This is a genomic window from Streptomyces sp. DF42 (assembly GCF_058267695.1).
Genome location: NZ_CM177859.1, coordinates 6025400 through 6049173 on the forward strand (window position 1 = coordinate 6025400; position 23774 = coordinate 6049173).

The following is a 23774-nucleotide window of genomic DNA, read 5'->3' on the forward strand; positions in this document are numbered from 1 at the left end:
GACGTCGTTGGTCATGCCGCCGAAGCGGTGTGCACACACCGTCCCAACCGGGGCCGCCGCGAGGTACCTCGGACGTCTCAGGGTCACTTCTTGCCGGGAGGCGCGTACTCCTTGAGGTAGTGAGCGACGCGGGCGGAGTAGGCGCGGTACTTCGGGGGAACTCCGCCCGCGGCGTTCACCTTCTTGTACGAGGTCCGGTAGGCGGCGGCGAGCAGTACGCGGCGGTCGCCCGGCAGCGAGGTGTTCAGAAGCGGTTCCATGTAGCACAGGTAGCGGCCCATGGCCGGGATGGACACGGAGGGCGACAGGGGCGGCACAGGGGTCGCCGAGGCGGGCACGCCGTCCGGGCGGATCCACCAGCGCAGCACACCGGGGGTCCAGCGGGCGATGCCGTATTCGCCGCCGTCCACGGACGGGTCGGAGAGGTTCGGGTCGAAGTCGCTCTCCACCTTCAGCATCGCCGCGATGAGCGCCGGGGAGACCTCCCGCTGCAGGCAGTCGTGGGCCGAGTCGACGATGAGGTGGCGGTACCGCACCGGGACGCCCTTGTCGGTACGGAGTTCGGAGGCGCCGTAGGCGGCGGCCCCCGTGACCGCCTTGCCGTCGCCCGGCCCCGAGTCGGCCCAGTTGCTGATGCCGTAGCCGAGTGCCGCCACGGCCACCGTCGCCACCGCCGATGCCAGCGCCACCGCGGACCGGCGCCGGCGGGACAGCAGCACCCTGGGCAGCCGGGGCGAGCGTCCCGTACCGGCCGCCTCCTCGACCCGGCGCAGCAGCGCGTCGGTGCCGACGCGGTCCGCGTGCGTACGGGACAGGCAGTCCCGCACGATCTCCCGCCAGGCGTCCGGGAGTTCGGGGGACAGGCGCAGCTCGTCGGTGCCGCGCGCGTAGGCGGCGGCCGCGTCGCGGCGGGCGGTCGGGGTGGCGCCGGGCAGCGGGAAGGAGTCGGTGAGGACGAGGTGGGCGAGGACACCGAACGCCCAGACGTCGGCGGAGGGCCGGATCTGGCGGCCGCGGGCGCCGATCTCCGACCACAGCAGCTCCGGCGGCGTGTAGTCGGGGGTGGAGAACGCGGGCGTGTACGCGTGGGTGCCCTCCAGCTCCGCGGCCATGTTGAAGTCCGCCAGCCGTGCCGAACCGTCCTTCATCAGCAGCACGTTGGCCGGTTTCAGGTCGCCGTGCACCCAGCCGGCGCCGTGCAGTTGGGCCAGCCCCTCGCAGATCTGCGCGAGCAGCGCGGGCCCGGCGGCCGGGCGGGGCGTGGCCGAGAGCTGGGCGGACAGGGAGCGTTCCGCCTTCTCCAGTACGAGGACGGTGGCGCCGTCGAGGGCGGGGCGCGACGGGTCGTCGACGGTGAGGGTCTCGTACATCCGGATGAGGCGCGGGCGTCTGAGCCGGCGGTGCAACGCGACCTCGCGCTCGACGAGTTCGCGCAGATGCGTCAACTGGCGCGGGGTGCCCGTGCCGGTGGGCAGGAACTTCAGGGCGGCCGTTCGGGGCAGCTCCTCGCCGGCCGTGTCGACCGTGCGCCGCCCCTCGTACACGCTCCCGAAGGCGCCCGTCGCGATCGGCTCCCGTACCTCCCAGACGCCCACCCGGTACCCCTTGGGCACCGGCACGGCGTACGGCTCGGTCACCGGCCCACCCGGCCGGAGGGCGCGGCGGCCAGCACGACCAGGTCGTCCTCCCGGACGAGGTCGAAGCGGAGCGCGAGGGAGACCAGCGACTCCTTCTTGCCGTTGAGGCGCGGGCCCGTGTCGGCTTCGTCAGGACCGGGCTTCAGGCGCAGCTTCACCGCGAGGTAGTCGATGTTCCACTGCACCGAAGTGCGGGACGCGCTGGGCCAGTTCGGGCGCAGCCGGTCCACGACCTGGTCCACCGTGGGCAGCGCGGCGTGCGGTTCGCCCCTCAGACGGGGTTCGCACAGGGCGGCGAGGACCGCGAAGTAGCGCTTGGTGCGGTCGACGGCGAAGGCGGGGGCGGTGGTCGCGCCGTCGAGTCCGCCGTCGGAGTGGAGGTAGTCGTGGCGCGGCGCCCACACCTCGATCGGCAGCAGGTCGCCCGCGGCGGGCAGCACGATCCGCGAGAACTCGAAGGGGACCGGTGCGTCGAGACGGCCCGGCCCGACCTTGATGTGCTCGCCCGCGCCCTCCGGGTTCTCCACGACGTACGTCTGCACGCGGCTGAGGTTGCTCAGTATCCAGAAGGCGCCCTGCGCGGTGATCTCACCGGCCCGGCGGGACACCCCGTCGTGCGGGATCGTCACGTCGACGTCGACCGCCGAACGCCCGAAGGTCAGCCGCTCGCCGGGTGCGAGCCGGAACTGGTTGCGGTTTCGCTCGTCCTCCGTGGTCGGCGGAGGTACCACGATGATGCTGTACAAGGTGCGTCTCCCGTGCCTGCCGGCTACCCACGTCAGAGTAGGGCGACGCACCAGGGCCGTGTCCCCCTTGTGCAGGGTGAGACACGGCCCTTGGGCGTGAATGGCGTGAACTGTTCAGTAGCGCGGGCGGTTGAACCACGTCGTGGCCGCGCCGTTCACCATCGAGGCGAGGATGATGCCGGCGATGGCGAGTGAGATCAGGCCGCCGAACGTCGCCGAGCCGTTCGCGCCGTTCACGATGTTGACGATGCCGCCGAGGATCATCAGCGACGCGTACACGATCGTGGTGATGCGGATGCCGCTGCCGCCGTTCTTGAACTTGACGCCCAGGAAGATCGACAGGGCGCCCAGGCCCACCAGGAGCGCCGCGACCAGGAAGCCGAGCCCGGCCAGCGTGTCCGTGTTGTCGCCGGAGCCGACGCCGTTGGACAGGTCCTGGGCGGCGCCGACGGCGAGGCCCGCGATGATGCCGAACAGGATCTGGAAGCCCGCGAGGACGAAGAGCAGCACGCGCGCGGTCTTCATCAGGCCGGGCATCACGACCGGCATCTGGTTGCCGCCCTGGTAGCCGGGGTACGCCGGCTGCTGCGGGTAGCCCCCGTAAGCGGGCTGCTGCGGAGCGCCCTGCGGGTAGCCGTATCCGGGCTGGTTCTGGGGCGCCTGCGGCGGGTAGCCGGGCGGGGGGTTCTGCGGCTGCCCCTGCGGGGGACCGTAGGGGTTGTTCGGATCGCCGAAACTCATGGCGGGATTTCCTCCGTTTGCCTTCTGTGGGGACGGGGCGCGGCACGGTGCGGAGGAATTTCTACAGAGCGGTCCGTCCCCCCGGTACTGCCCGCGGCACTGTGGTGCTCATCGTTCTTTAACAGCCTCTTACTTGTCCAGCCGCATCCGCTATGTGTTGTGCAAGTGCAACATCACTGATCATGGGCGGATACGGGCGGAGTCGCGGCCGGGCCTCCCCGAGGCCCCCTGATTGGAACCTGGGGGCGGTCATCCGCGAGGATGGGGCCATGACCGCCCAGATTCTCGATGGCAAGGCCACCGCAGCCGCGATCAAGTCCGATCTGACCGCCCGCGTGGCGGCGCTGAAGGAGAAGGGCGTCACGCCCGGCCTCGGCACGATCCTCGTCGGGAACGACCCCGGTAGCCAGAAGTACGTCGCCGGCAAGCACCGCGACTGCGCCCAGGTCGGCATCGCCTCCATCCAGCGCGAACTGCCGGAGACGGCGACGCAGGAGGAGATCGAGGCCGTCGTACGGGAGCTGAACGAGGACCCGGCGTGCACCGGTTACATCGTCCAGCTGCCGCTGCCCAAGGGCATCGACGAGAACCGGATCCTGGAGCTCATGGACCCGGACAAGGACGCCGACGGCCTGCACCCGATGAACCTCGGCCGCCTCGTCCTGAACGAGCCGGCCCCGCTGCCCTGCACCCCCAACGGCGTCCTGACCCTCCTGCGCCGCTACGGCGTCGAGATCAAGGGCGCCGAGGTCGTGGTCGTCGGCCGCGGTGTCACCATCGGCCGCCCGATGCCCCTGCTGCTCACCCGCCGCAGCGAGAACGCGACCGTCACCCAGTGCCACACCGGCACGCGCGACCTGTCGTCCCACCTCAAGCGCGCGGACATCATCGTCGCCGCCGCCGGCTCGGCCCACCTGATCCGTCCCGAGGACGTGAAGCCGGGCGCCGCCGTCCTAGACGTCGGTGTCTCGCGCAGCGCCGAGGGCAAGATCGTGGGCGACGTCCACCCGGGCGTCGCCGAGGTGGCCGGCTGGATCTCGCCGAACCCGGGCGGTGTCGGCCCGATGACCCGTGCGCAGCTGCTCGTCAACGTGGTCGAGGCGGCGGAGCGCAGTGCCGGCTGAGGCGAAGGGCCCCGAGCGGGCGGCGAGGGAGACCGAGCGCGAGGTGAAGCACCCCGAGCGGCAGGCGGAGGAGACCGTCCGTGACGCGATCAGCGCCCCGGACGCCGAGGGGCGGCCGCGCCGCACGACCCGCCGCTTCCCGCTGTTCACGAAGGACACCGCGCGCCCCGAGGGCGGCGGCAGGGCCGCCCCGGGCGACGCTCCCGCGCCCGCCCGGCAGTGGCCGATCCTCGCCGTCCTCGGCCTGGTCGCGCTCGGTCTGCTGGTGACCGCGCTGGACGCCTTCCGCTACGGCACCCTGCTGATCGGCATCGCCCTGGTGGCGGGCGCCGTGCTGCGCTGGGTCCTGCCCGACGTCGGCATGCTCGCCGTGCGCTCCCGCTTCACGGACATCGCCACCTACGGCCTGCTGGGCACGGCGATCGTCCTGCTGGCGATGATGGTGCAGCCGGACCCGTGGCTGCAGATCCCGTTCCTGAAGGACACGCTGCACCTCACGGTGAGCAGCGGCTAGCCGCCGCGGGGAACGTCTCACGACGACGGCCCGTCCTCTCCCCCGATGAAGGACGGGCCGTCGCCGGGACCCACCCTCCTGCAGGGTGAACTGCCTGTTCAACGGCTATCAGAGCGCTGTGGCACGGAGGTGACCGTTCCGCAACGCGGGAACCATCGGCGGGCCTGCGTCGTCACCTGGTCAGACCGGGCAATGCGAGGAACGCCGTGGAGGTGGGCGATGGGCGGCTGGCAGCCGCTGGCGGAGGATCTGCCGCCGGAGGTGCGGCACTTCGTGGAGCAGCTGCGGCTCCTCAAGGACCGTACGGGGCTCAGCCTCGTCTCCCTCGGCGCCCGCACCGCGTACAGCAAGTCATCCTGGCACCGCTACCTCAACGCGACCCAGCCCCCGCCCCGGCAGGCGGTCCTCGCCCTGTGCCGGATCGCGGGCCTCGCCGACACGGACGCCGAACGCTTCACCGTGCGCTGGGAACTGGCCGTCAAGGCCTGGCCGCGCCCGGCGAAACCCGCCGGTGAGGAGAGCGCGCCCGAGTACGAGGACGACCCCACCCTGCCGTGGTGGGACACACCCGAGGAGGACAGCGGCCGCAGGCCCGGCGCATGGCCGCTGCTCTACGCCGCACTGCTCCTCCTCCTCATGCTGCTGGTCCTGGCCGTGGGTGCCGTCCTCCTCGGGTGAGTTGCCCGTGAGTGGGGTGGATACGTCCGTGACATGTGGGGTTGTCCATGTGTGTCTACCGTGTCGATGTATTGACAAGTTTGCGGATTTGACACGGGATTGTTCGAAGAGCGGGCTAGCGTGGGCGCGTCCGGCCGGGCGGCGGAGGGGGCCGCCGGTGGGACACTGGACCACGGCCGGGTCGGCGTGCAACGGTGCATGCCGCGCGGCTCGAACGCTCCCGTGCGCCCCCATCCCGGGAACTGAGATCCTTACTGGGCGCATCCCTGTGGGTAGCCAGAACGGGCACCACGCGCGGGGGAACGCGAGGAAGACCAGCACAACCGGGGGAAGAGGGGGGAAGCAATGCCTCGTTGGAGGGCCTTGCCGGACGAACTCGATCCACAGGTCAGGGAGTTCGCGAGCCAGCTGCGCCGGCTCGTGGACCGCAGCGGCCTGAGCATCGCGTCGGTGGCCGACCGTACGGGCTACAGCAAGACGTCCTGGGAGCGGTATCTGAACGGCCGGCTGCTCGCGCCCAAGGGCGCGATAGTGGCGTTGGCGGAGGTCACGGGTACCAACCCGATCCATCTGACGACGATGTGGGAGCTCGCCGAGCGCGCCTGGAGCCGTTCGGAGATGCGTCACGACATGACCATGGAGGCCATCCGGATCTCCCAGGCGCGCGCCGCGCTCGGTGAGTTCGGGGCGCCGCCCGCCAATGCCAAGGGGAGCAGGACGGCCCGCAGGTCCGGCAGCGCGACGGCGACGCCGGGGATCGCGGGCCCGGCCGGTGTGGCGCCGACGGTGCCGCCGCAGCCGAGGGCGCCGGACGCGCAGGACTCGGCGGGTTCCTCTCCCGCCGCTCCTGCCGACTCCCCGGCCTCCTCTCCCGCGCGTGCCCCGGCTTCTCCCGCGGGGAGTTCCTCCGGCACGAACTCGTGGGGGGTGGCCGGATACCGGGGCCCCGCGCAGTCCGCCGCGCGCACGCCCGGGGCCGCGACGCCGACACCGAAGCCGACACCGGCGCCGGGCCCGGTGGCCGACGGTCCGGGCTGGACACCGGGGACGCCGAGCCCGTTCGGCGAGCCGCCGCAGGGCCCGCGGCCCGGGGGGAACTCCTCCTCCGGCGGGCGCAGGCGCAGGCTGACGATGTTCCTCGCGGGTGTCGTGGGCGTGCTGGTGGTGATCGCGGCGGTGTTCTACCTGACCGACAACGGCTCGGACAAGAAGAACGAGGGCGGCGGCTCGCCGTCGCCGTCCGTCAGCGCACAGACCGACCTGCCGGCCGGCGTGAAGTGCAGCGGTGCCTCCTGCACCGGCAAGGACGCCGAGGCCATGGGCTGCACCAAGGACACCGCCGCGGTGACCACCGCCAAGACCGCCGTCGTCGGCACGACCACGGTGGAGGTGCGTTACAGCAAGACGTGCGGCGCGGCCTGGGGCCGTATCACCCAGGCTGCACAGGGGGACTCCGTCCAGGTGACCGCGGGCAGTGCCAAGCAGGACGACAGCATCACCGCGGCCGGGGACAACATCGCCTACACGCCGATGGTCGCCGTGAAGGACGCGGGCGAGGCGAAGGCGTGCGCGACGCTGGCTTCCGGCCAGAAGGGCTGCACGCAGTAGCGCCGTGGCACGAGGGAACGGCGCGACGGAAGAGCGCGGTGGAAAAGAGGGGGCGGCCGCCCGTCCGGGAGAGGGGGGACATGGGCGGCCGCCGATGGGGGGTACCGACTGTGCCGGACTCCCGTGGGGGTAACGTCCGCGTGCCCGGGATGGGGGCGACTATTCCTGCCGTTCCGGATTTCTTTGCCGCCCCCGGATTTCTTCGTGCCGGGGCGTGCTGTGGGCTGGGCCACACGGACCCGGACGACCGGGATCCCGGATGCGCGATAGCCTGACCGGTGGATCTCTTGATACCAAGAGATCGATCATTTGTACGTCCGCGCACCCCAGGGCAAGGACGCCCACCGCCAGCTGTCATACGGAGAACGCCATGACCCGCACTCCCGTGAACGTCACCGTCACCGGCGCGGCCGGCCAGATCGGTTACGCCCTGCTCTTCCGCATCGCCTCCGGCCAGCTGCTCGGCGCGGACGTGCCGGTCAAGCTGCGCCTGCTGGAGATCACGCCCGCGCTGAAGGCCGCCGAGGGCACCGCGATGGAGCTCGACGACTGCGCCTTCCCGCTGCTCCAGGGCATCGACATCACGGACGACCCGAACGTCGCCTTCGACGGAGCCAACGTCGGTCTGCTCGTCGGCGCCCGCCCCCGCACCAAGGGCATGGAGCGCGGTGACCTGCTTTCCGCCAACGGCGGCATCTTCAAGCCGCAGGGCAAGGCCATCAACGACAACGCCGCGGACGACGTCAAGATCCTGGTCGTGGGCAACCCGGCCAACACCAACGCGCTGATCGCCCAGGCCGCCGCCCCGGACGTACCGGCCGAGCGCTTCACCGCGATGACCCGCCTCGACCACAACCGCGCGCTGACCCAGCTCGCGAAGAAGACGGGCTCCACGGTCGCCGACATCAAGCGCCTGACCATCTGGGGCAACCACTCCGCCACCCAGTACCCCGACATCTTCCACGCCACGGTCGCCGGCAAGAACGCCGCCGAGACCGTGAACGACGAGAAGTGGCTGGCCGAGGAGTTCATCCCGACCGTCGCCAAGCGCGGTGCCGCGATCATCGAGGCCCGTGGCGCGTCCTCCGCCGCGTCCGCCGCCAACGCCGCCATCGACCACGTGTACACCTGGGTCAACGGCACGGCGGACGGCGACTGGACCTCCATGGGCATCCCGTCGGACGGCTCGTACGGCGTCCCCGAGGGCCTGATCTCCTCCTTCCCCGTCACCACCAAGGACGGCCGGTACGAGATCGTCCAGGGCCTGGACATCAACGAGTTCTCGCGCGCCCGCATCGACGCCTCCGTGAAGGAGCTCGAGGAGGAGCGCGAGGCGGTCCGCGGTCTCGGCCTCATCTGAACCTGCTGAGCCCTTACGGCTTTACGGTTCTGTCACGACCCTGCACGGGCCCCGTTCCGGTTTCCTACCGGAACGGGGCCCGTGGCCCTTTTCGCCGCTACCGTCAGAAGCGGTACCCAATGGGGTGATTCGGGGGGCGTGTCATGAGTGAACGGGACGGCTTCGACGGCAGCCGCGGTGACCGTCGTGACGACGGCCGTGGTGACGGCCGCAACTCCGCTTCCGGCCCGGAGCGTGAACCGAGCGAGGAGAGAGGCCAGGCGGCCTGGGCCGCCCAGCAGCCGGGAGCCGTGCCGCCGTGGTCCTCGGCACAGACACAGACGAGCCAGTCCCCGCCGCCCTGGGCGTCCGCCGACACCTATACGGGCAGCCCCATGCCGTCGGCGGGGTCGTCGTGGCCACCACCGCCACCACCCCCGCTCCCGGGCCCTGGACCGGTACCGGTACCGATGACCGTCCCGACCCCGGCGGCCGTACCCGCTCCCCGCCGCGGAGCCCGCGGCCTGCTGCTCGCCCTGACCCTCGTGGTGGTCGTCGGCGCGGGCGCCGGAGCCGGCTTCTGGTATCTCACCCGCGACAACTCGACCGGCACCGGGGCCGGTTCGGCGACGAGTGTCAGCGTCACGGTCACCACCACGCAGTCGCAGACCCGGACGCCCACCTCCGCCCACACCGGCACCGGCACTCCGACGGCCTCGACGCTCGCGTCCCCGTCGCCCTCGGTCGGCTACCGCCGCGCCGAGGATCCCGTCGGCTACACGGTCGACGTCCCGGACGGCTGGACCCGACGTCAGGCACAGGGCAAACTCGCGCCGATCGTCTACTACGACGCTCCGGGCGGCAGCAGGCAGCTGCAGATCTTCAAGGTCACCGAGGACACCCCCTACGAGTCCCTGACCCTCGCGGAGACCGACCCCGGCTACGGCTTCGCGAAGCAGCCCGGCTACCAGGCCCTGGAGCACGACCGCGGCGACACCTGGGCCGAACTGTCGTACCGCTACAAGGACAAGGACAAGGGCACCCGCCAGGTCATCGACCACCGCTTCCAGGCCGCCGACGGCACGCTGTACGCGATCCGCTCCAGCGGACCCGCGGATCTGGACCCCGCGCGGGTACGCGAGCCGCTGGCAACGGCAGTGCGCTCCTTCTGCCCGACCGGAGCGCAGTGCACATAGGCGCCACTTGAGCCCGCGCCTGCACGGCGACGTATCCAGCGACCTGACCGGCTCGACCGGCTGATCAGGGGCGGGACTTCGGTCCCGGACGCGGTACGGGTCCCGCTCCCGAACCGGGCGAGCAGGCGGGGGAGGGGAGTCGGGAATCGCGGCCCGACCGGACGCGACGTACGCGGCGGATTCGGAGGTCGGTGTCGACGCCGTGGTTGCCGGACTCGGCCTGGAGCGCCGGGTGGTCAGGCGGTCGGTCCCAGTCGCTTCTCGAACCAGTGGGCTGCGTAGACGTGGTCCACGTACGCGGGGATCTCCGTGTACCCGGACGCCCGGTACATGGCCTGCGCCTCGGTGAGGGTGGCATGCGTGTCGAGTCGTACGACGGTGAGGCCGCGGTCCGCGGCCGCACCCTCCAGGGCGTCGAGGATCCGCCGTGCGAGGCCGAGCCGCCGTGCCTCCCGGTGCACCCACACGTGCCGGATCTCGCCCACGCCCGGCTCCAGCCTGCGCAGCGCGCCGCAGCCCACCGGCCGGCCTTCCTCGTACGCGACGAAGAACGCCCCGGCGTCCCCCGACACCTCCCGCGGCTCCACCAGGTCGGACTTGTCGAAGCCCTCCGGGAAGCGTTCGTCGATGTCGGCGGCGTACGCGTCCAGGCAGGCGCGGGCGTCCGGGGAGGCACCGTCGACGTGCTCGACGGTGATGCCGGCCAGGCGCAGCAGGCGCTGTGTTGTGGCCATCGCCTCGATGAGCTGCTCGCGCCGGCCGGGGCTCAGGGCGTCCAGGAGTCCGGTCGCGAGCAGGTCGGCCCGGCGGTTCTGCTCCTGGACCTCGACGCGCCCGGCGGGGGTCGGCTCGATCATGCGCAGCCGGTTGTCGTCCGGGTGGACGCCGACCCGGACCAGCCCCTGCGCCTCCAGTGCCTTCACCATGCGGCTCAGATATCCGGCGTCGAGACCCAGGGTCGCGCGCAGCTCGCGCAGGGAGATCCGGCCCCGGTTCTCGGCGATCTCGAACAGCAGCCGGGCCTCGCCGAGCGGGCGGTCCTGGCCGAGGTAGTGGTCGTCGAGTGCCCCGATACGGCGGGTGAGGTAGCGGTTGAAGCGGCGGAGGGCCGCCACCTCCTCCGGCGACGCGGGCTCCACCGTCCCCGGCTCCACGGTCACGGGCTCCATAGTTCTTTGACTTTAGTCAAAGGTTTCTCGCGGAGTCCATGGCCGGGCGCCGGATCGGACCGATTTCGGCGATGTTTAGGCCCTATTTGCCCGCATTCTCAGTGACACAGAGCACTTTGAGCCATGGATCGCGCATGCATCCTGGGGCGAAGGGCAGGCGATCACGGTCCTCATGAGTGACACCTGTGTCACTCAGAGGTGCTGAACTGGAACGGAAGGCAACACGGATCATGGCGGACCGAGCGGAAACCCAAGAACTGGACGCGCAGGCGACCATCCACGTGGCGGGGGAATGGCGAGCAGCCCTCTCCGGCGCCACGCGCGAGATTCTCGACCCCGCGGACGGTCAGGGCTTCGCTCTGGTCGCGGAGGGCGACGAAAAGGACACGGACCTGGCGGTCGCGGCGGCACGCCAGGCCTTCGACCACGGCGATTGGCCGCACACCCCCGTGGCCGAGCGTGCCGCGCTGCTGCGCCGCGTCGCCGACCTCCTGGTGCGCGACCGCGAGCGGCTCGGACGGCTGGAGAGCCGCGACGCGGGCAAGACCGTCGAAGAGGGCCGGATCGACATCGACTGCGTCGCCGACGCCTTCCGCTACTTCGCCGACCTCGTCGCAGGCGAGGCCCCGGGCCGGGTCGTCGACGCGGGCTCGCCCGACGTCCACAGCGTCGTCGTACACGAACCCGTCGGTGTCTGCGCGCTGATCACGCCCTGGAACTACCCGCTTCTGCAGGCCAGTTGGAAGATCGCCCCCGCCCTCGCGGCGGGCAACACCTTCGTGGTCAAGCCGAGCGAGATCACCCCGCTGACCACGATCGCCCTCATCGACCTGCTCACCGAGGCCGGGCTCCCCGCCGGCGTCGCGGGCATCGTCACCGGCCCCGGCCACTCGGTCGGCGCCCGTCTCGCCGAGCACCCCGACGTCGACCTGGTCTCCTTCACCGGCGGCCTGGCGAGCGGCACCAAGGTCGCGCACGCCGCGGCGCCGAGCGTGAAGAAGGTGGCCCTCGAACTCGGCGGCAAGAACCCCAACGTCGTCTTCGCCGACGCCTGCGCCACGGACGAAGGGTTCGACACGGCCGTCGACCAGGCCCTGAACGCCGCGTTCATCCACAGCGGCCAGGTCTGCTCGGCCGGTGCCCGCCTCATCGTCGAGGAGTCCGTGCGGGAGCGCTTCGTCGCCGAACTCGCCCGCCGGGCAAGCCGGATCCGCCTCGGCCGGGGCACCGAGGACGCCGTGGAGTGCGGTCCCCTCGTCTCCGAGCAGCAGCGCGCCAAGGTCGAGGAGTACGTCGCCTCCGCGCTGGCCGAGGGCGCGGTGCTGCGGACCGGCGGCCGGCGGCCCGAGGCGGCGCCGGAGCGGCCCGCCGGCGGCTACTTCTACGAGCCGACGGTCCTCGACCAGTGCCACCGCGAGATGCGCGTCGTACGCGAGGAGGTCTTCGGCCCCGTCCTCACCGTCGAGACCTTCCGCACCGAGGACGAGGCCGTCGCCCTCGCCAACGACACCGAGTACGGCCTCGCGGGCGGCGTCTGGAGCGCCGACGCCGGCCGGGCCCGCAGGGTCGCCGGCCGGCTGCGGCACGGCACCGTCTGGATCAACGACTTCCACCCCTACCTGCCGCAGGCGGAGTGGGGCGGCTTCGGCAAGAGCGGCGTGGGCCGCGAACTCGGCCCCGCCGGCCTCGCCGAGTACCGCGAGACCAAGCACGTCTACCAGAACCTCGCGCCGAAGCCGGTGCGCTGGTTCGCGGGCTGAGCCGCACGCCACGACCGATCCCCCCACCCCCTTGGAGCACCACCCCCCATGTCCGAGAACACGCAGGTCTACGACTACGTCGTCATAGGCGGCGGCACGGCAGGGTCCGTCATCGCCTCCCGCCTCACCGAGAACCCGGACGTCACCGTCGCCGTCATCGAGGGCGGCCCCAGCGACGTCGGCCGCGAGGACGTGCTGACGCTGCGCCGCTGGATGGGCCTGTTGGGCGGCGAGCTGGACTACGACTACCCCACCACCGAGCAGCCCCGCGGCAACTCCCACATCCGGCACAGCCGTGCCCGTGTCCTCGGCGGCTGCTCCTCCCACAACACGCTCATCGCCTTCAAGCCGCTGCCCTCCGACTGGGACGAGTGGGAGGAGGCCGGCGCCAAGGGCTGGGGCGCGGTGCCCATGGAGGCGTACTACGCGCGGCTCCTCAACAACATCGTCCCGGTCGACGAGAAGGACCGGAACGCCATCGCCCGGGATTTCGTCGACGCCGCTCAGCACGCGACGGGGGTTCCCCGGGTCGAGGGCTTCAACCGTGCGCCGTTCACCGATGGTGTCGGCTTCTTCGACCTCGCCTACCACCCCGAGGACAACAAGCGGTCGTCGGCGTCGGTGGCGTATCTGCACCCCGTGATGGACGAGCGCCGGAACCTGACGATCCTCCTGGAGACCTGGGCGCACCGGCTGGAGCTGAACGGCACCCGCGCCGAGGGCGTGCACGTCCGCACGAAGGACGGCGAGGAGATCCTCGTACGGGCCCGACACGAGGTCCTGCTCTGCGCCGGCGCCGTCGACTCCCCCCGCCTGCTGATGCACTCCGGCATCGGCCCCCGCGAGGACCTCGAAGCGCTCGGCATACCCGTGGCGCACGACCTGCCCGGCGTCGGCGAGAACCTCCTGGACCACCCCGAGTCGGTGATCGTCTGGGAGACGAACGGCCCGATCCCGGAGAACTCCGCGATGGACAGCGACGCCGGACTGTTCGTGCGCCGCGACCCCGGACACGCGGGCCCGGACCTGATGTTCCACTTCTACCAGGTCCCCTTCACGGACAACCCCGAGCGCCTCGGCTACGAACGGCCGCCGTACGGCGTCTCGATGACCCCGAACATCCCCAAGCCGAAGAGCCGCGGCCGGCTGTACCTCACCAGCGCCGACCCGTCCGTGAAGCCGGCCCTCGACTTCCGCTACTTCACCGACGAGGACGACTACGACGGCCGCACCCTCGTCGACGGCATCCGCATCGCCCGCGAGATCGCGCGGACCGAGCCGCTCGCGGGCTGGCTCAAGCGCGAGGTGGCTCCCGGCCCGCACCTCACGAGCGACGAGGAGCTCAGCGAGTACGCCCGCAAGGTCGCCCACACCGTGTACCACCCGGCGGGCACCTGCCGTATGGGCGCCGCGGACGACCCGCAGGCCGTCGTCGACCCGGAGCTGAGGATCCGCGGCCTGGACGGGATCCGCATCGCCGACGCCTCCGTGTTCCCGACCATGACCGCCGTGAACCCGATGATCGGCGTGCTGATGGTCGGGGAGAAAGCCATAGACCTGATCGGAAGTGGTGCGTGATGAGTACGTCCGTCTTTTCCGTCGAAGGACTGTGGAAGGTGTTCGGCCCGAAGGCCGACCGCGTTCCCGCAGACCCCGAGCTGACCTCGCTGGAACCCGCCGAACTCCGCTCCCGCACCGGCTGCACCGCCGCCGTGCGCGACGTCTCGTTCGAGGTGCAGAAGGGCGAGGTCTTCGTGGTGATGGGCCTGTCCGGCTCCGGCAAGTCCACCCTGGTGCGCTGTCTGACCCGGCTGATCGAGCCGACGGCGGGTGCCATCGCCATCGACGGTGAGGACGTACGCGCCATGGACAAGACCCGGCTGCGCGAACTGCGCCGCCACCGCGCCGCGATGGTCTTCCAGCACTTCGGCCTGCTGCCGCACCGCACGGTCCTCGACAACGTGGCGTACGGCCTCGAGATCCAGGGCGTGAGCAAGGCCGAGCGGCGGGCGCGCGCCCAGGCGGTCGTCGAAAAGGTCGGCCTGGAGGGCCTGGAGCAGCGCCGCCCGGCCCAGCTGTCCGGCGGCCAGCGCCAACGCGTGGGCCTGGCCCGGGCGCTCGCGGTGGACCCCGAGGTCCTGCTGTTCGACGAGCCGTTCAGCGCGCTCGACCCGCTGATCCGGCGGGACATGCAGGAGGAGGTGGTCCGACTGCACCGCGAGGAGGGCCGCACGATGGTCTTCATCACCCACGACCTCTCCGAGGCACTGAAGCTGGGCGACCGCATCGCCCTGATGCGCGACGGCAGGGTGGTGCAGCTCGGCACCCCCGAGGAGATCGTCGGCAGCCCGGCCGACGACTACGTACGCGAGTTCGTCCGGGACGTGTCGCGCGAGCAGGTGATGACGGTACGTACGGCGATGCGGCCCGGGGGCTGCGACGCGGCCGAGCATCCCGGCGCTCTCGACCCCGGCGCGGTCGTCGCCGACGCGATCAAGGTCGTCGCCCGTAGCGGCAAGGCGGCCTGCGTCGTGGAGCACGGGCGCTGCCTCGGCGTCGTCGACCACGAAAGGCTCCTCGGCGTCGTCGCCGGAACGGAGCCGCAGAAGGAGGCGGTCTGATGGCCACGGTCACCGCATCCGCCCCGCGCATCGGCCTCCCCGGTGTGCTGAAACACCCCGCGGCCCGCAAGCTGCTGCTCCTCACGCTCGCCGCGGCGATCCTCGTGCCGCTGGCCAACGCCCGCTGGGCGAGCGGCAGTTGGCCCGACGCCCTCACCGTCGACCTCACCAAGCCGCTCACCAGCACCAGCAACTGGATCATCGACAACCGGGACAGCCACCCCCTGTTCCTCTACTTCTTCGGCTACATCAGCAACGCGGTCGTGCTCTCCGTACGCGCCGTGTATCTGGTGCTCCTCGCCGCGGGCTGGGCCGGCGTCACGGCCCTCGGGGCGCTCGTGGCCTGGCGCGTCGCCGGAGCGCGGCTCGCGATCGGCACGGCCGCCGCCTTCCTCGCCTGCGGGCTGCTCGGCATGTGGGTGCCGACCATGCAGACCCTCGCGCTGATGGTGGTCGCCGTCCTCGTGTCGGTCGTCGTGGGAGCCCTGCTCGGCCTCGGCGCCGGTCTCTCCGACCGTCTCGACCGGATCCTGCGCCCGGTCCTCGACACCATGCAGGTGCTGCCGGCCTTCGCGTATCTGCTGCCGGTCGTGCTGGTCTTCGGCATCGGCGTCCCCGCGGCGGTCCTCGCCACCGTCGTCTACGCCGCCCCGCCCATGGCCCGCCTCACCTCCCTCGGTCTGCGCGGCGCCGACAAGGAGGTCCTGGAGGCGGTCGAGTCGCTCGGCGCCACCGCACCCCAGCGGCTGCTCACCGCCCGCATCCCACTGGCCCGCAAGGAACTCCTCCTCGGCCTGAACCAGACGATCATGATGGCGCTGTCGATGGCCGTCATCGCCTCCGTCATCGGCGCGGGCGGCCTCGGTGACCGGGTCTACCAGGCGCTGGCCTCCGTCGACGTGGGCGCGGCGCTCGCGGCAGGCATCCCGATCGTGCTGCTGGCCGTCGTACTGGACCGGATCACCGGCGCGGCCGGCGGCGGCACCGGAGAGCCCCGGCGCGCGGCGAGCAACAGGGGCGGCGTGCGGCGCCTCGTGGTGGGGCGGTGGCCGGGTGACGCGTGGGCGTACGCCCTTCTCGCCGCCGTGGTGGCGGCGGTCGCCGGCCGGCTGGCAGGCCGCCTGGACTGGCCCGAGGCCTGGATCGTGAACATCGCCGAACCGGTCAACCGGGCCGTCGACTGGATGACCGCGCACCTGTACTCGGGCGTGCCCGTCGTGGGCGGCACCGCCGAGTGGGCGGGCCACTTCACCACCTGGGTGCTGGACCCTGTCCGCAGCGGCCTGCAGTGGCTGCCCTGGTGGTCGGTCCTGCTGCTGGTGGCGGCGCTCGCCTGGCTGATCGGCACCTGGCGCACCGCGCTCACCGCCGTCCTCGCCATGGCCGCGATCGGCGTGCTCGGCGTGTGGCAGCCGTCCCTCGACACGCTCTCCCAGGTCCTCGCCGCCGTCGCCGTCACCCTCGTCCTGGGCTTCGCGACCGGCATCGCGGCGGCCCGCAGCGACCGCTTCGAGCGACTGCTGCGCCCCGTCCTGGACGTCTTCCAGACGATGCCGCAGTTCGTGTACCTGATCCCGGTGGTCGCCCTGTTCGGAGTGGGCCGCGCGCCCGCCGCGGCGGCGGCCGTCGTCTACGCGCTTCCCGCCGTCGTCCGCATCACCACACAGGGCCTGCGCCAGGTCGACCCGGCCGCCCTGGAGTCGGCCCGCTCGCTCGGCGCGACCCCCGCTCAGCAGTTGCGCCAGGTCCAACTCCCGCTCGCCCGGCCGGCGTTGCAGCTCGCCCTCAACCAGGGCGTGGTCCTCGTCCTCGCCGTCGTCGTCATCGGCGGCCTGGTCGGCGGAGGCGCCCTCGGCTACGACACCGTCTTCGGCCTCGCACAGGGCGACCTGGCCACCGGCCTGGTCGCGGGCGCCGCGATCGTCTGCCTCGGCCTGATGCTCGACCGGGTCACACAGCCGACGGAACGCCGCACCAAGAAGGGAGCGTGACATGCGACTTCGTACGACGACCGCGGTGGCCGTGGGGTCCTCGCTCCTGCTGCTCACCGGCTGCGGTGCCGCCGACATGACCAAGCAGGCCTCGCCCTTCGCCAACGCGCAGGGAGCCAGGACCGTGACCCTGTCCGTCCAGTCCTGGGTCGGCGCGCAGTCCAACGTCGCCGTCGCCCAGTACCTGCTGGAGCACAAGCTCGGCTACCGCGTCGACACCGTCCAGGTCGACGAGGTCCCCGCCTGGGACGCGCTCAGCCAGGGCCGGGTCGACGCGATCCTGGAGGACTGGGGCCACCCCGACCAGGAGAAACGCTACGTCGACGACAAGAAGACGATCGCGCGCGGCGGCGGCCTGGGCGTCACCGGCCACATCGGCTGGTACGTGCCCACCTACCTGGTCAAGCAGCACCCCGACATCACGAACTGGAAGAACCTCAACAAGTACTCGTCGTCGTTCCGCACCGCGGAGAGCGGCGGCAAGGGCCAGCTGATGGACGGCTCACCGTCGTACGTCACCAATGACAAGGCGCTGGTGAAGAACCTGAAGCTGAACTACCAGGTGGTGTTCGCGGGTTCGGAGGCCGCCCAGATCACGCAGATGAAGCAGTTCGCGAAGGAGAAGAAGCCCTTCCTGACGTACTGGTACGCGCCGCAGTGGCTGTTCAAGAAGGTCCCCATGACCGAGGTGAAGCTGCCGCCGTACAAGGAGGGCTGCGACACGGACCCGGCGAAGGTGGCCTGCGCCTATCCGCACACTCCGCTGCAGAAGTACCTCAACGCCGACTTCTCGAAGAAGGGCGGCAAGGCGGCGGCCTTCCTCAGGAAGTTCAGGTGGACGACCGAGGACCAGAACGAGGTCTCCCTGCTGATCGCCGACCAGAAGCTGTCGCCCGAACAGGCGGCGAAGAAGTGGGTGGACCGCCACGCCTCCACGTGGAAGGCGTGGCTGTCCTGATCACCGCCGCTGCTTCAGCTCGTCGGTCATCTCCTGCAGCGCCAGTGCAGCCCGGCGTTGCAGCAGCGGCCCGAACGTGATGCGGGTGGCCCCGAGTTCACCGAGTTCGGTGGGCGAGGGGCCCCTGCCGTCCAGGGTGCCGTGCACGTTGACCGGCCCCTGGATCCCGGACCGCAGAAGCGGCAGGACACTCACCGGGGCGCCGATCGGATAGACGCAGTCGGCGCCCGCGGCGACGTACAACGCGGCCCGCTCGATGGCCCGGTCGGGGTCAAAGACCCCACGGACGAAGGTGTCGACGCGGGCGTTGACGAAGAGTTCGTCACCGGCCGCGGCCCGCACCTCCGCGAGCCAGTCCGCATGTTTGTGCCGGTCCTTGAGCACACCCCCGTGCGAGTCCTCAAGGTTGCAGCCGACGGCCCCCGTCGCCAGCAGCCGCTCCACCAGCTCCCGCGGCGCGAGCTCGTATCCGTCCTCGATGTCCGCCGACACCGGCACGTCCACGGCCCGTACGATGCGCGCCACCGCGGCGAACATCTCGTCGGGGTGTGTCGACCCGTCCTCGTACCCGAGGGAGGCGGCGACCCCCGCACTGGGCGTCGCGAGCGCGGGGAAACCGGCCTCGGCGAACACCTGGGCGCTCACCGCGTCCCACGGGCCGGGCAGCACGAGCGGATCACCCGGGAGGCGGCCCCGGTGCAGCGCGCGAAAGACCTCGACCTTGCTCATGGCGTGTAACCCCCCGGCGGGGTACGGCGGCTGACCATCATCCGGTTCCAGTTGTTGATCGCGACGATCAGCCCGACGAGGTGGGCGAGCCGGCCGTCGTCGAAGTGGGCGGCCGCCCGCTCGTACACCGCGTCCGGCACGAATCCTCCCCCCGACTTCGTCCGGGAGGTGCCCCCAGTCAGAACGGTGACGGCCTCCGTCAGCGCGAGCGCGGCCCGCTCCCGCTCGTCGAAGACGTCCTCGGCCTCCTCCCAGGCGGCGAGCAGGTCCAGCTTCTCCTCGCTCACCCCGTGCTCGCGGGCGACCGCGAGGTGCATGTCCAGGCAGAACGCGCAGTGGTTGAGCTGCGAGGCCCTGATCACGACAAGCTCCGCGAGGGCGGGGTCGCCGAGCCCGCGCTTCGCGGCCGCACTGACGGCGGACAGGGCCCGGCCGACCTCGCGGTCGAGGTGTTTCGTACGGCTCACTTGTGCTGCCCCGCCTCGTAGTGGCCCGGGGTCAGACGGCAGGTCACGCCGAACCGGTTCCACGCGTTGATCACCGTGATCGCGGCGATCAGCTGCGTCAGCTCGACCTCCTCGAAGTGCTTGGCCGCGTGGTCGTACACCTCGTCCGTGACGAAGCCCTGGGTCAGCACGGTGACCCGCCTCGGTCAGTTCGAGGGCGGCCAGCTCCCTCTCCGTGTAGAAGTGCTTCGACTCCTCCCACGCGCCGAGCTGGATGATCCGCTCGACGCTCTCGCCCGCCGCGAGCGCGTCCTTGGTGTGCATGTCCAGGCAGAACGCGCAGTGGTTGAGCTGTGAGGCGCGGATCTTCACCAGCTCCAGCAGCTTCGGGTCCAGGCCCTGCCGGGCGGCCGCGTCGAGGCGGACCATCGCCTTGTAGACCTCGGGGGCGTGCTGGGTCCAGCGCAGACGGGCGGGCTGTTCGGGTGCGTACTCGGCGGCTTCCCCTGCTGTCGTCATGTCCTCGACCCTAGAAGCGAGGCAGCCCAGGGGTATGGTCCATTTCCATGGCGAAAACATGGGCCACTCTCGGCGTCGACCTGCATCTCGAGCCGACGGGCCCGGGGGTGCGCCGGGGCCTGACGGACGCCCTGCGCGAGGCCGTCCGCACCGGCCGCCTGGCCCCCGGCACCCGGCTGCCCTCCTCGCGCTCCCTCGCAGCCGACCTGGGCATCGCCCGCAACACGGTCGCCGACGCCTACGCCGACCTGGTCGCGGAGGGCTGGCTCACCGCGCGGCAGGGCTCGGGCACCCGGGTGGCCGATCGCCCGGTCGGTCGGCCCTTGGCCGCCGCACCCCGCCCGCGCGCCCGCACCCGGCCCGCCTACGACCTGATCCCCGGCGTTCCCGACCTCGCCTCCTTCCCGCGCGCCGAGTGGCTCAAGGCCTGCCGCCGCGCCCTCGCCACGGCCCCGTACCAGGCCCTCGACTACGGCGACCCGCGCGGCCGCGTCGAACTGCGCACCGCGCTCGCCGGCTATCTCGCCCGGGCCCGGGGCGTGCGCGTCGACCCCGAACGCATCCTTGTGTGCGCCGGCATCTCACACGGCCTGCGCATCCTCGGCGCAGTGCTGCGGGCGCGCGGGGCACGCACCGTCGCTGTCGAGTCGTACGGCCTCGACGTGCACTGGAAACTGCTGGCCGCCGCCGGCCTCGGTACCGTCCCGCTGCCGTTCGACGAACGGGGCACGAATCCCGGGGAGTTGACGGACGAGGCCGCGGTTCTGCTCACCCCTGCGCACCAGTTCCCGATGGGCGGCACCCTGCACCGCGACCGGCGCGCTGCCGTCGTCGACTGGGCGCGTCGCACCGGCGGCCTGGTCGTCGAGGACGACTACGACGGCGAGTTCCGCTACGACCGCCAGCCCGTCGGCGCCCTCCAGGGCCTGGAACCGGACCACGTCGTGTACGCGGGCACCGCCAGCAAGTCCCTCGCCCCCGGCCTCAGACTGGCCTGGCTGGTGCTGCCGCCGCACCTCGTCCAGGAGGCGGCTAAAGCGAAGGGCGGCATCGACTCCTGTGGGGCCCTGGACCAGTTGACGCTCGCCGAGTTCCTCACCTCCGGCGCCTACGACCGCCATGTGCGCGCCGCCCGCCTGCGCTACCGCCGCCGCCGTGACGCGCTGGTCGCGGAACTCGTGCGGCGGGCCCCGCAGGTCCGTGCCACCGGCATCGCGGCGGGCCTGCACGTGGTGCTCCGCCTCCCGCCGGGCACCGAACAGGAGGCCCTGAGATCGGCGGCCTGGCAGGGACTCGCGGTGCACGGCCTGCACCGCTACCGGCACCCGGAGGCGACCGCCGAGCCCTCCGACGCGCTGGTGGTGGGCTACGGAACGCCCCCGGACAGCGCCTGGTCGGGGGCCCTGGACGCACTGTGCGCGGCGCTGCCTGAATGAATGGACCGGCGGTCATCACGCTGCTGTGAGGGTCTTGATGTACGCGACCGAAACAAGATCAGCGATGGGCGACAACGGCAGCCATGGCAGCTATTACGGCGCGATGGGCCGCGATCGGCGGCAATGGAATGGGCGGCAGGTCAGACCGTCGCCTCTTCCTCGGTCGCCTCTTCCTCCGCCGGCGCCTCCCCGAATCGCGCCAGCGCCAGCGCCCCCGCGATCGCGATGACGAATCCCAGCACCGCCAGCCAGGCGAGCCCCTCCCGGGTACGGTCCCCGAGCCACACCACGCCCACCGCCGCGGGTCCGATCGTCTCGCCGATCACCAACCCGGCCGTCGCCGTGGTGACCGATCCACGCTGCAGGGCGGTGGTCAGCAGCAGGAAGGCGGCACCTCCGCCGAGAAGGAGGGCGTACGTCGCCGGATTGGTGAACAGTTCCGACGGCGCGAGTGAGTCGATCAGCCGAACCGACACCTCCACCACCCCGAACCCGAACCCGGCCCCCGACCCGAGCATCAGCGCCCGCCCCCGCCCGGACCACCGCCCACCGACCAGTCCGAGCAGCAGCACGGCCACGGAGACTGCGAGCATCGCCCACTTCAGCGCGGTCGACCCCGCGCGATCACCCTGCTCCCCGGACGCCAGACCCAGCATCGCCAGCCCGGCACACACCACGCCGACGGCACCCCACTCCACCCCGCTCAACCGCACATGCAGCAGCCGCGCCGCGACCACGCCGGTGACCGCGAGGCTTGACGCAAGGGCCGCCGCGACCGCGTAGATCGGAATCGACCGCAGCGCCGCGATCTGCAGCACGAACCCCAGCCCGTCCAGCCCAAGCCCTGCCATGTACCGCCACTGCCGCAGCGCCCGCAGCAGCAGCGCCGCCTCTCCGCCCCCGCCCGCGGTCGCCGCCCGTGCGGCGACCGCCTGCAACACCGTCGCCGTACCGAAGCAAACCGCCGCGCCGAGAGCGCACACCATCCCAAAGATCACAAAGTGACTGTAGGGGAGGCGGGCGACGGTCGGGAGTGCTTCGGCGTGCGCTCTCAGCGATCTTTAGGCTGCCCCGAACGCCGCGGGACAGCCGCGCCAACGGGAGTCACGGACCGAACCGGTACGGGATCTCACACGCCGAGCACACCTCGCAGCTGACCGAGTCCCCAGTCCAGATCCTCCTTCCCGATCACCAGCGGGGGCGCGATCCGCACCGTCGACCCGTGCGTGTCCTTCACCAGCACCCCCCGCTCCATCAGCTTCTCCGACACCTCCCGCCCCGTCCCCAACGCCGGACTGATGTCGACGCCCGCCCACAGTCCCCGGCCCCGCACCGCCGTCACCCGCCCGGTGCCGGTCAACGCGCCCAGCTCCCGGTGCAGATGGCCGCCCAGCTCGGCCGACCGCGCCTGGAACTCGCCTGTCCGCAGCATCGCGATCACCTCCAGCGCCACCGCACAGGCCAGCGGATTCCCGCCGAACGTCGATCCGTGCTCCCCGGGCCGGAACACCCCGAGCACCTCGGCACTCGACACCACCGCGGACACCGGCACGATCCCGCCGCCCAGCGCCTTCCCGAGCACATACACATCGGGGACGACCCCCTCCTGCTCGCACGCGAAGGTCGCGCCGGTCCGCCCCAGCCCCGACTGGATCTCGTCCGCGACGAACAGCACGTTCCGCTCGCGCGTCAACTCCCGCACCGCCGGCAGATAACCGGCCGGCGGCACCAGCACACCCGCCTCGCCCTGGATCGGTTCGAGCAGCACGGCGACCGTGTTCTCCGTCATCGCCGCCCGCATCGCCGTCAGATCGCCGTACGGCACGATCTCGAAGCCCGGCGTGTACGGCCCGAAGTCCGCCCGCGCCTCGGCGTCGGTGGAGAAGCTGATGACCGTCGTCGTACGGCCGTGGAAGTTGTTGCCCGCGACCACGATCTTCGCCATCTCCGAGGGCACGCCCTTGACCCGGTACCCCCACTTCCGGGCTGTCTTCACCGCGGTCTCCACCGCCTCAGCGCCCGTGTTCATCGGCAGCACCATCTCCATCCCGCACAGTTCGGCGAGCTCGGAGCAGAATGCCGCGAACCGGTCGTGGTGGAACGCCCGCGACGTCAGCGTCACCCGCTCCAGCTGCGCCTTCGCCGCCTCCACGAGCCGCCGGTTGCGATGGCCGAAGTTGAGCGCCGAGTAGCCGGCCAGCAGGTCCAGATACCGCCTCCCCTCGACATCCGTCATCCACGCCCCGTCCGCGGACGCGACGACCACGGGCAGCGGGTGGTAGGTGGGCGCACTGTGCGCGTCGGCGGCGGCGATGAGGCTCTCCGTAGCGGTCACGGGATCTCCAGGGGGTGCCGGAAGCTGAGGGTGTGCCCCTTCTTATCGTCGCTCGCATGGTGGACGCGGGACCTCCGCCTTCCGGCGCGCCCGGTAGTCTGACCGGCGGGCCGTGACTGGCGCGCTGGGATGGGATCGACCATCGGGGAGCGGCCTGCGAGTGAGCGAGTGCCGTGCGCCTGGGCCAACCGTGAACCGTGAATGCTTCAAGCCACGCCACCCGGAGG

20 protein-coding genes, 1 pseudogene and 1 riboswitch are annotated in these 23774 nt (G+C 71.6%); of the genes and pseudogenes, 12 read left to right on the plus strand and 9 right to left on the minus strand.

Annotated features, from left to right (window positions below; all coding sequences use genetic code 11):
- Nucleotides 1-83 precede the first annotated feature (83 nt).
- The 3 genes from ACYUED_RS27720 to ACYUED_RS27730 all read right to left on the minus strand — a co-directional run bounded on the left by ACYUED_RS27720 (nucleotide 84) and on the right by ACYUED_RS27730 (nucleotide 3124).
- Complete coding sequence (locus ACYUED_RS27720; protein ID WP_491286130.1) at nucleotides 84-1637, minus strand: protein kinase domain-containing protein; 1554 nt, start codon at nucleotides 1635-1637, stop codon at nucleotides 84-86.
- Entirely contained in the window at nucleotides 1634-2383 is a 750-nt protein-coding gene (locus ACYUED_RS27725; protein WP_491286132.1) for an FHA domain-containing protein, read from the minus strand. The genes ACYUED_RS27720 and ACYUED_RS27725 overlap by 4 nt, the downstream gene beginning before the upstream one ends.
- Before the next feature lie 114 nt (nucleotides 2384-2497).
- Nucleotides 2498-3124 carry a hypothetical protein gene (locus tag ACYUED_RS27730; protein ID WP_491286134.1) on the minus strand — a complete coding sequence of 209 codons (627 nt, stop codon included), beginning with the start codon at nucleotides 3122-3124 and terminating at the stop codon, nucleotides 2498-2500.
- 269 nt (nucleotides 3125-3393) lie between these two features.
- Between ACYUED_RS27730 and ACYUED_RS27735 the strand changes: the two genes are divergently transcribed.
- The 6 genes from ACYUED_RS27735 (at nucleotide 3394) to ACYUED_RS27760 (ending at nucleotide 9583) form a co-directional block, all read left to right on the plus strand.
- Nucleotides 3394-4248 (plus strand): bifunctional methylenetetrahydrofolate dehydrogenase/methenyltetrahydrofolate cyclohydrolase, encoded by an 855-nt coding sequence (locus ACYUED_RS27735; RefSeq protein ID WP_405869906.1) that lies wholly within the window; start codon nucleotides 3394-3396, stop codon nucleotides 4246-4248.
- Nucleotides 4249-4291: 43 nt separating this feature from the next.
- The gene (locus ACYUED_RS27740; RefSeq protein ID WP_491294460.1) at nucleotides 4292-4762 is read left to right on the plus strand and encodes a DUF3017 domain-containing protein; all 471 of its coding nucleotides are present in this window, start codon (nucleotides 4292-4294) and stop codon (nucleotides 4760-4762) included.
- A 219-nt stretch (nucleotides 4763-4981) separates the two neighbouring features.
- Nucleotides 4982-5440 carry a helix-turn-helix domain-containing protein gene (locus ACYUED_RS27745; protein WP_491286136.1) on the plus strand — a complete coding sequence of 153 codons (459 nt, stop codon included), beginning with the start codon at nucleotides 4982-4984 and terminating at the stop codon, nucleotides 5438-5440.
- A 345-nt stretch (nucleotides 5441-5785) separates the two neighbouring features.
- A complete protein-coding gene (locus tag ACYUED_RS27750; protein WP_491286138.1) occupies nucleotides 5786-7048 on the plus strand; it encodes a helix-turn-helix domain-containing protein in 1263 nt (420 codons plus the stop codon).
- A 370-nt stretch (nucleotides 7049-7418) separates the two neighbouring features.
- Nucleotides 7419-8408 (plus strand): malate dehydrogenase, encoded by a 990-nt coding sequence (locus tag ACYUED_RS27755; protein ID WP_491286140.1) that lies wholly within the window; start codon nucleotides 7419-7421, stop codon nucleotides 8406-8408.
- 143 nt (nucleotides 8409-8551) lie between these two features.
- The gene (locus ACYUED_RS27760; RefSeq protein ID WP_491286141.1) at nucleotides 8552-9583 is read left to right on the plus strand and encodes a serine/threonine kinase C-terminal domain-containing protein; all 1032 of its coding nucleotides are present in this window, start codon (nucleotides 8552-8554) and stop codon (nucleotides 9581-9583) included.
- A gap of 236 nt (nucleotides 9584-9819) precedes the next feature.
- Here the strand turns inward: ACYUED_RS27760 and ACYUED_RS27765 are convergent, their stop codons facing one another.
- Nucleotides 9820-10752 carry a GNAT family N-acetyltransferase gene (locus tag ACYUED_RS27765; protein ID WP_491286143.1) on the minus strand — a complete coding sequence of 311 codons (933 nt, stop codon included), beginning with the start codon at nucleotides 10750-10752 and terminating at the stop codon, nucleotides 9820-9822.
- Between the two features lie 230 nt (nucleotides 10753-10982).
- Between ACYUED_RS27765 and ACYUED_RS27770 the strand changes: the two genes are divergently transcribed.
- Genes ACYUED_RS27770 through ACYUED_RS27790 form a run of 5 tightly spaced genes read left to right on the plus strand, consistent with a single transcriptional unit; the run spans nucleotide 10983 to nucleotide 18082 of the window.
- On the plus strand, nucleotides 10983-12512 hold the full coding sequence (locus tag ACYUED_RS27770) for an aldehyde dehydrogenase family protein (RefSeq protein WP_491286145.1): 1530 nt from the start codon (nucleotides 10983-10985) through the stop codon (nucleotides 12510-12512).
- A 48-nt stretch (nucleotides 12513-12560) separates the two neighbouring features.
- Nucleotides 12561-14090, plus strand: coding sequence for a GMC family oxidoreductase (locus ACYUED_RS27775; protein ID WP_491286147.1), 1530 nt, complete (start codon nucleotides 12561-12563; stop codon nucleotides 14088-14090).
- Nucleotides 14090-15133, plus strand: coding sequence for a quaternary amine ABC transporter ATP-binding protein (locus tag ACYUED_RS27780; RefSeq protein WP_491286149.1), 1044 nt, complete (start codon nucleotides 14090-14092; stop codon nucleotides 15131-15133). The genes ACYUED_RS27775 and ACYUED_RS27780 overlap by 1 nt, the downstream gene beginning before the upstream one ends.
- The gene (locus ACYUED_RS27785; RefSeq protein ID WP_491286151.1) at nucleotides 15133-17124 is read left to right on the plus strand and encodes an ABC transporter permease; all 1992 of its coding nucleotides are present in this window, start codon (nucleotides 15133-15135) and stop codon (nucleotides 17122-17124) included. Before ACYUED_RS27780 ends, ACYUED_RS27785 begins: the two co-directional genes overlap by 1 nt.
- A gap of 1 nt (nucleotide 17125) precedes the next feature.
- A complete protein-coding gene (locus ACYUED_RS27790; protein ID WP_491286153.1) occupies nucleotides 17126-18082 on the plus strand; it encodes an ABC transporter substrate-binding protein in 957 nt (318 codons plus the stop codon).
- Here the strand turns inward: ACYUED_RS27790 and ACYUED_RS27795 are convergent, their stop codons facing one another.
- From ACYUED_RS27795 to ACYUED_RS27805, 3 genes and pseudogenes are all read right to left on the minus strand, one after another.
- A complete protein-coding gene (locus ACYUED_RS27795; RefSeq protein WP_491286155.1) occupies nucleotides 18083-18811 on the minus strand; it encodes an isocitrate lyase/PEP mutase family protein in 729 nt (242 codons plus the stop codon). It abuts the gene before it with no gap.
- Nucleotides 18808-19278, minus strand: a complete 471-nt coding sequence (locus tag ACYUED_RS27800) for a carboxymuconolactone decarboxylase family protein (RefSeq protein ID WP_491286157.1) — start codon at nucleotides 19276-19278, stop codon at nucleotides 18808-18810. Before ACYUED_RS27800 ends, ACYUED_RS27795 begins: the two co-directional genes overlap by 4 nt.
- Nucleotides 19275-19776 (minus strand): annotated as a pseudogene (locus ACYUED_RS27805) (carboxymuconolactone decarboxylase family protein). Before ACYUED_RS27805 ends, ACYUED_RS27800 begins: the two are co-directional and overlap by 4 nt.
- Nucleotides 19777-19823: 47 nt before the next feature.
- Between ACYUED_RS27805 and pdxR the strand changes: the two are divergent.
- A complete protein-coding gene (gene pdxR / locus ACYUED_RS27810) occupies nucleotides 19824-21212 on the plus strand; it encodes a MocR-like pyridoxine biosynthesis transcription factor PdxR (RefSeq protein ID WP_491286159.1) in 1389 nt (462 codons plus the stop codon).
- Nucleotides 21213-21352: 140 nt separating this feature from the next.
- Here pdxR and ACYUED_RS27815 read toward each other — a convergent pair whose 3' ends face one another.
- Together ACYUED_RS27815 and rocD are read right to left on the minus strand one after the other, a co-directional pair.
- Nucleotides 21353-22198 (minus strand): DMT family protein, encoded by an 846-nt coding sequence (locus ACYUED_RS27815; protein ID WP_491294461.1) that lies wholly within the window; start codon nucleotides 22196-22198, stop codon nucleotides 21353-21355.
- Nucleotides 22199-22341: 143 nt separating this feature from the next.
- Nucleotides 22342-23547, minus strand: a complete 1206-nt coding sequence (gene rocD, locus ACYUED_RS27820) for an ornithine--oxo-acid transaminase (protein WP_491286160.1) — start codon at nucleotides 23545-23547, stop codon at nucleotides 22342-22344.
- A 102-nt stretch (nucleotides 23548-23649) separates the two neighbouring features.
- Nucleotides 23650-23739, plus strand: a riboswitch (ZMP/ZTP riboswitch).
- Nucleotides 23740-23774: the final 35 nt, after the last annotated feature.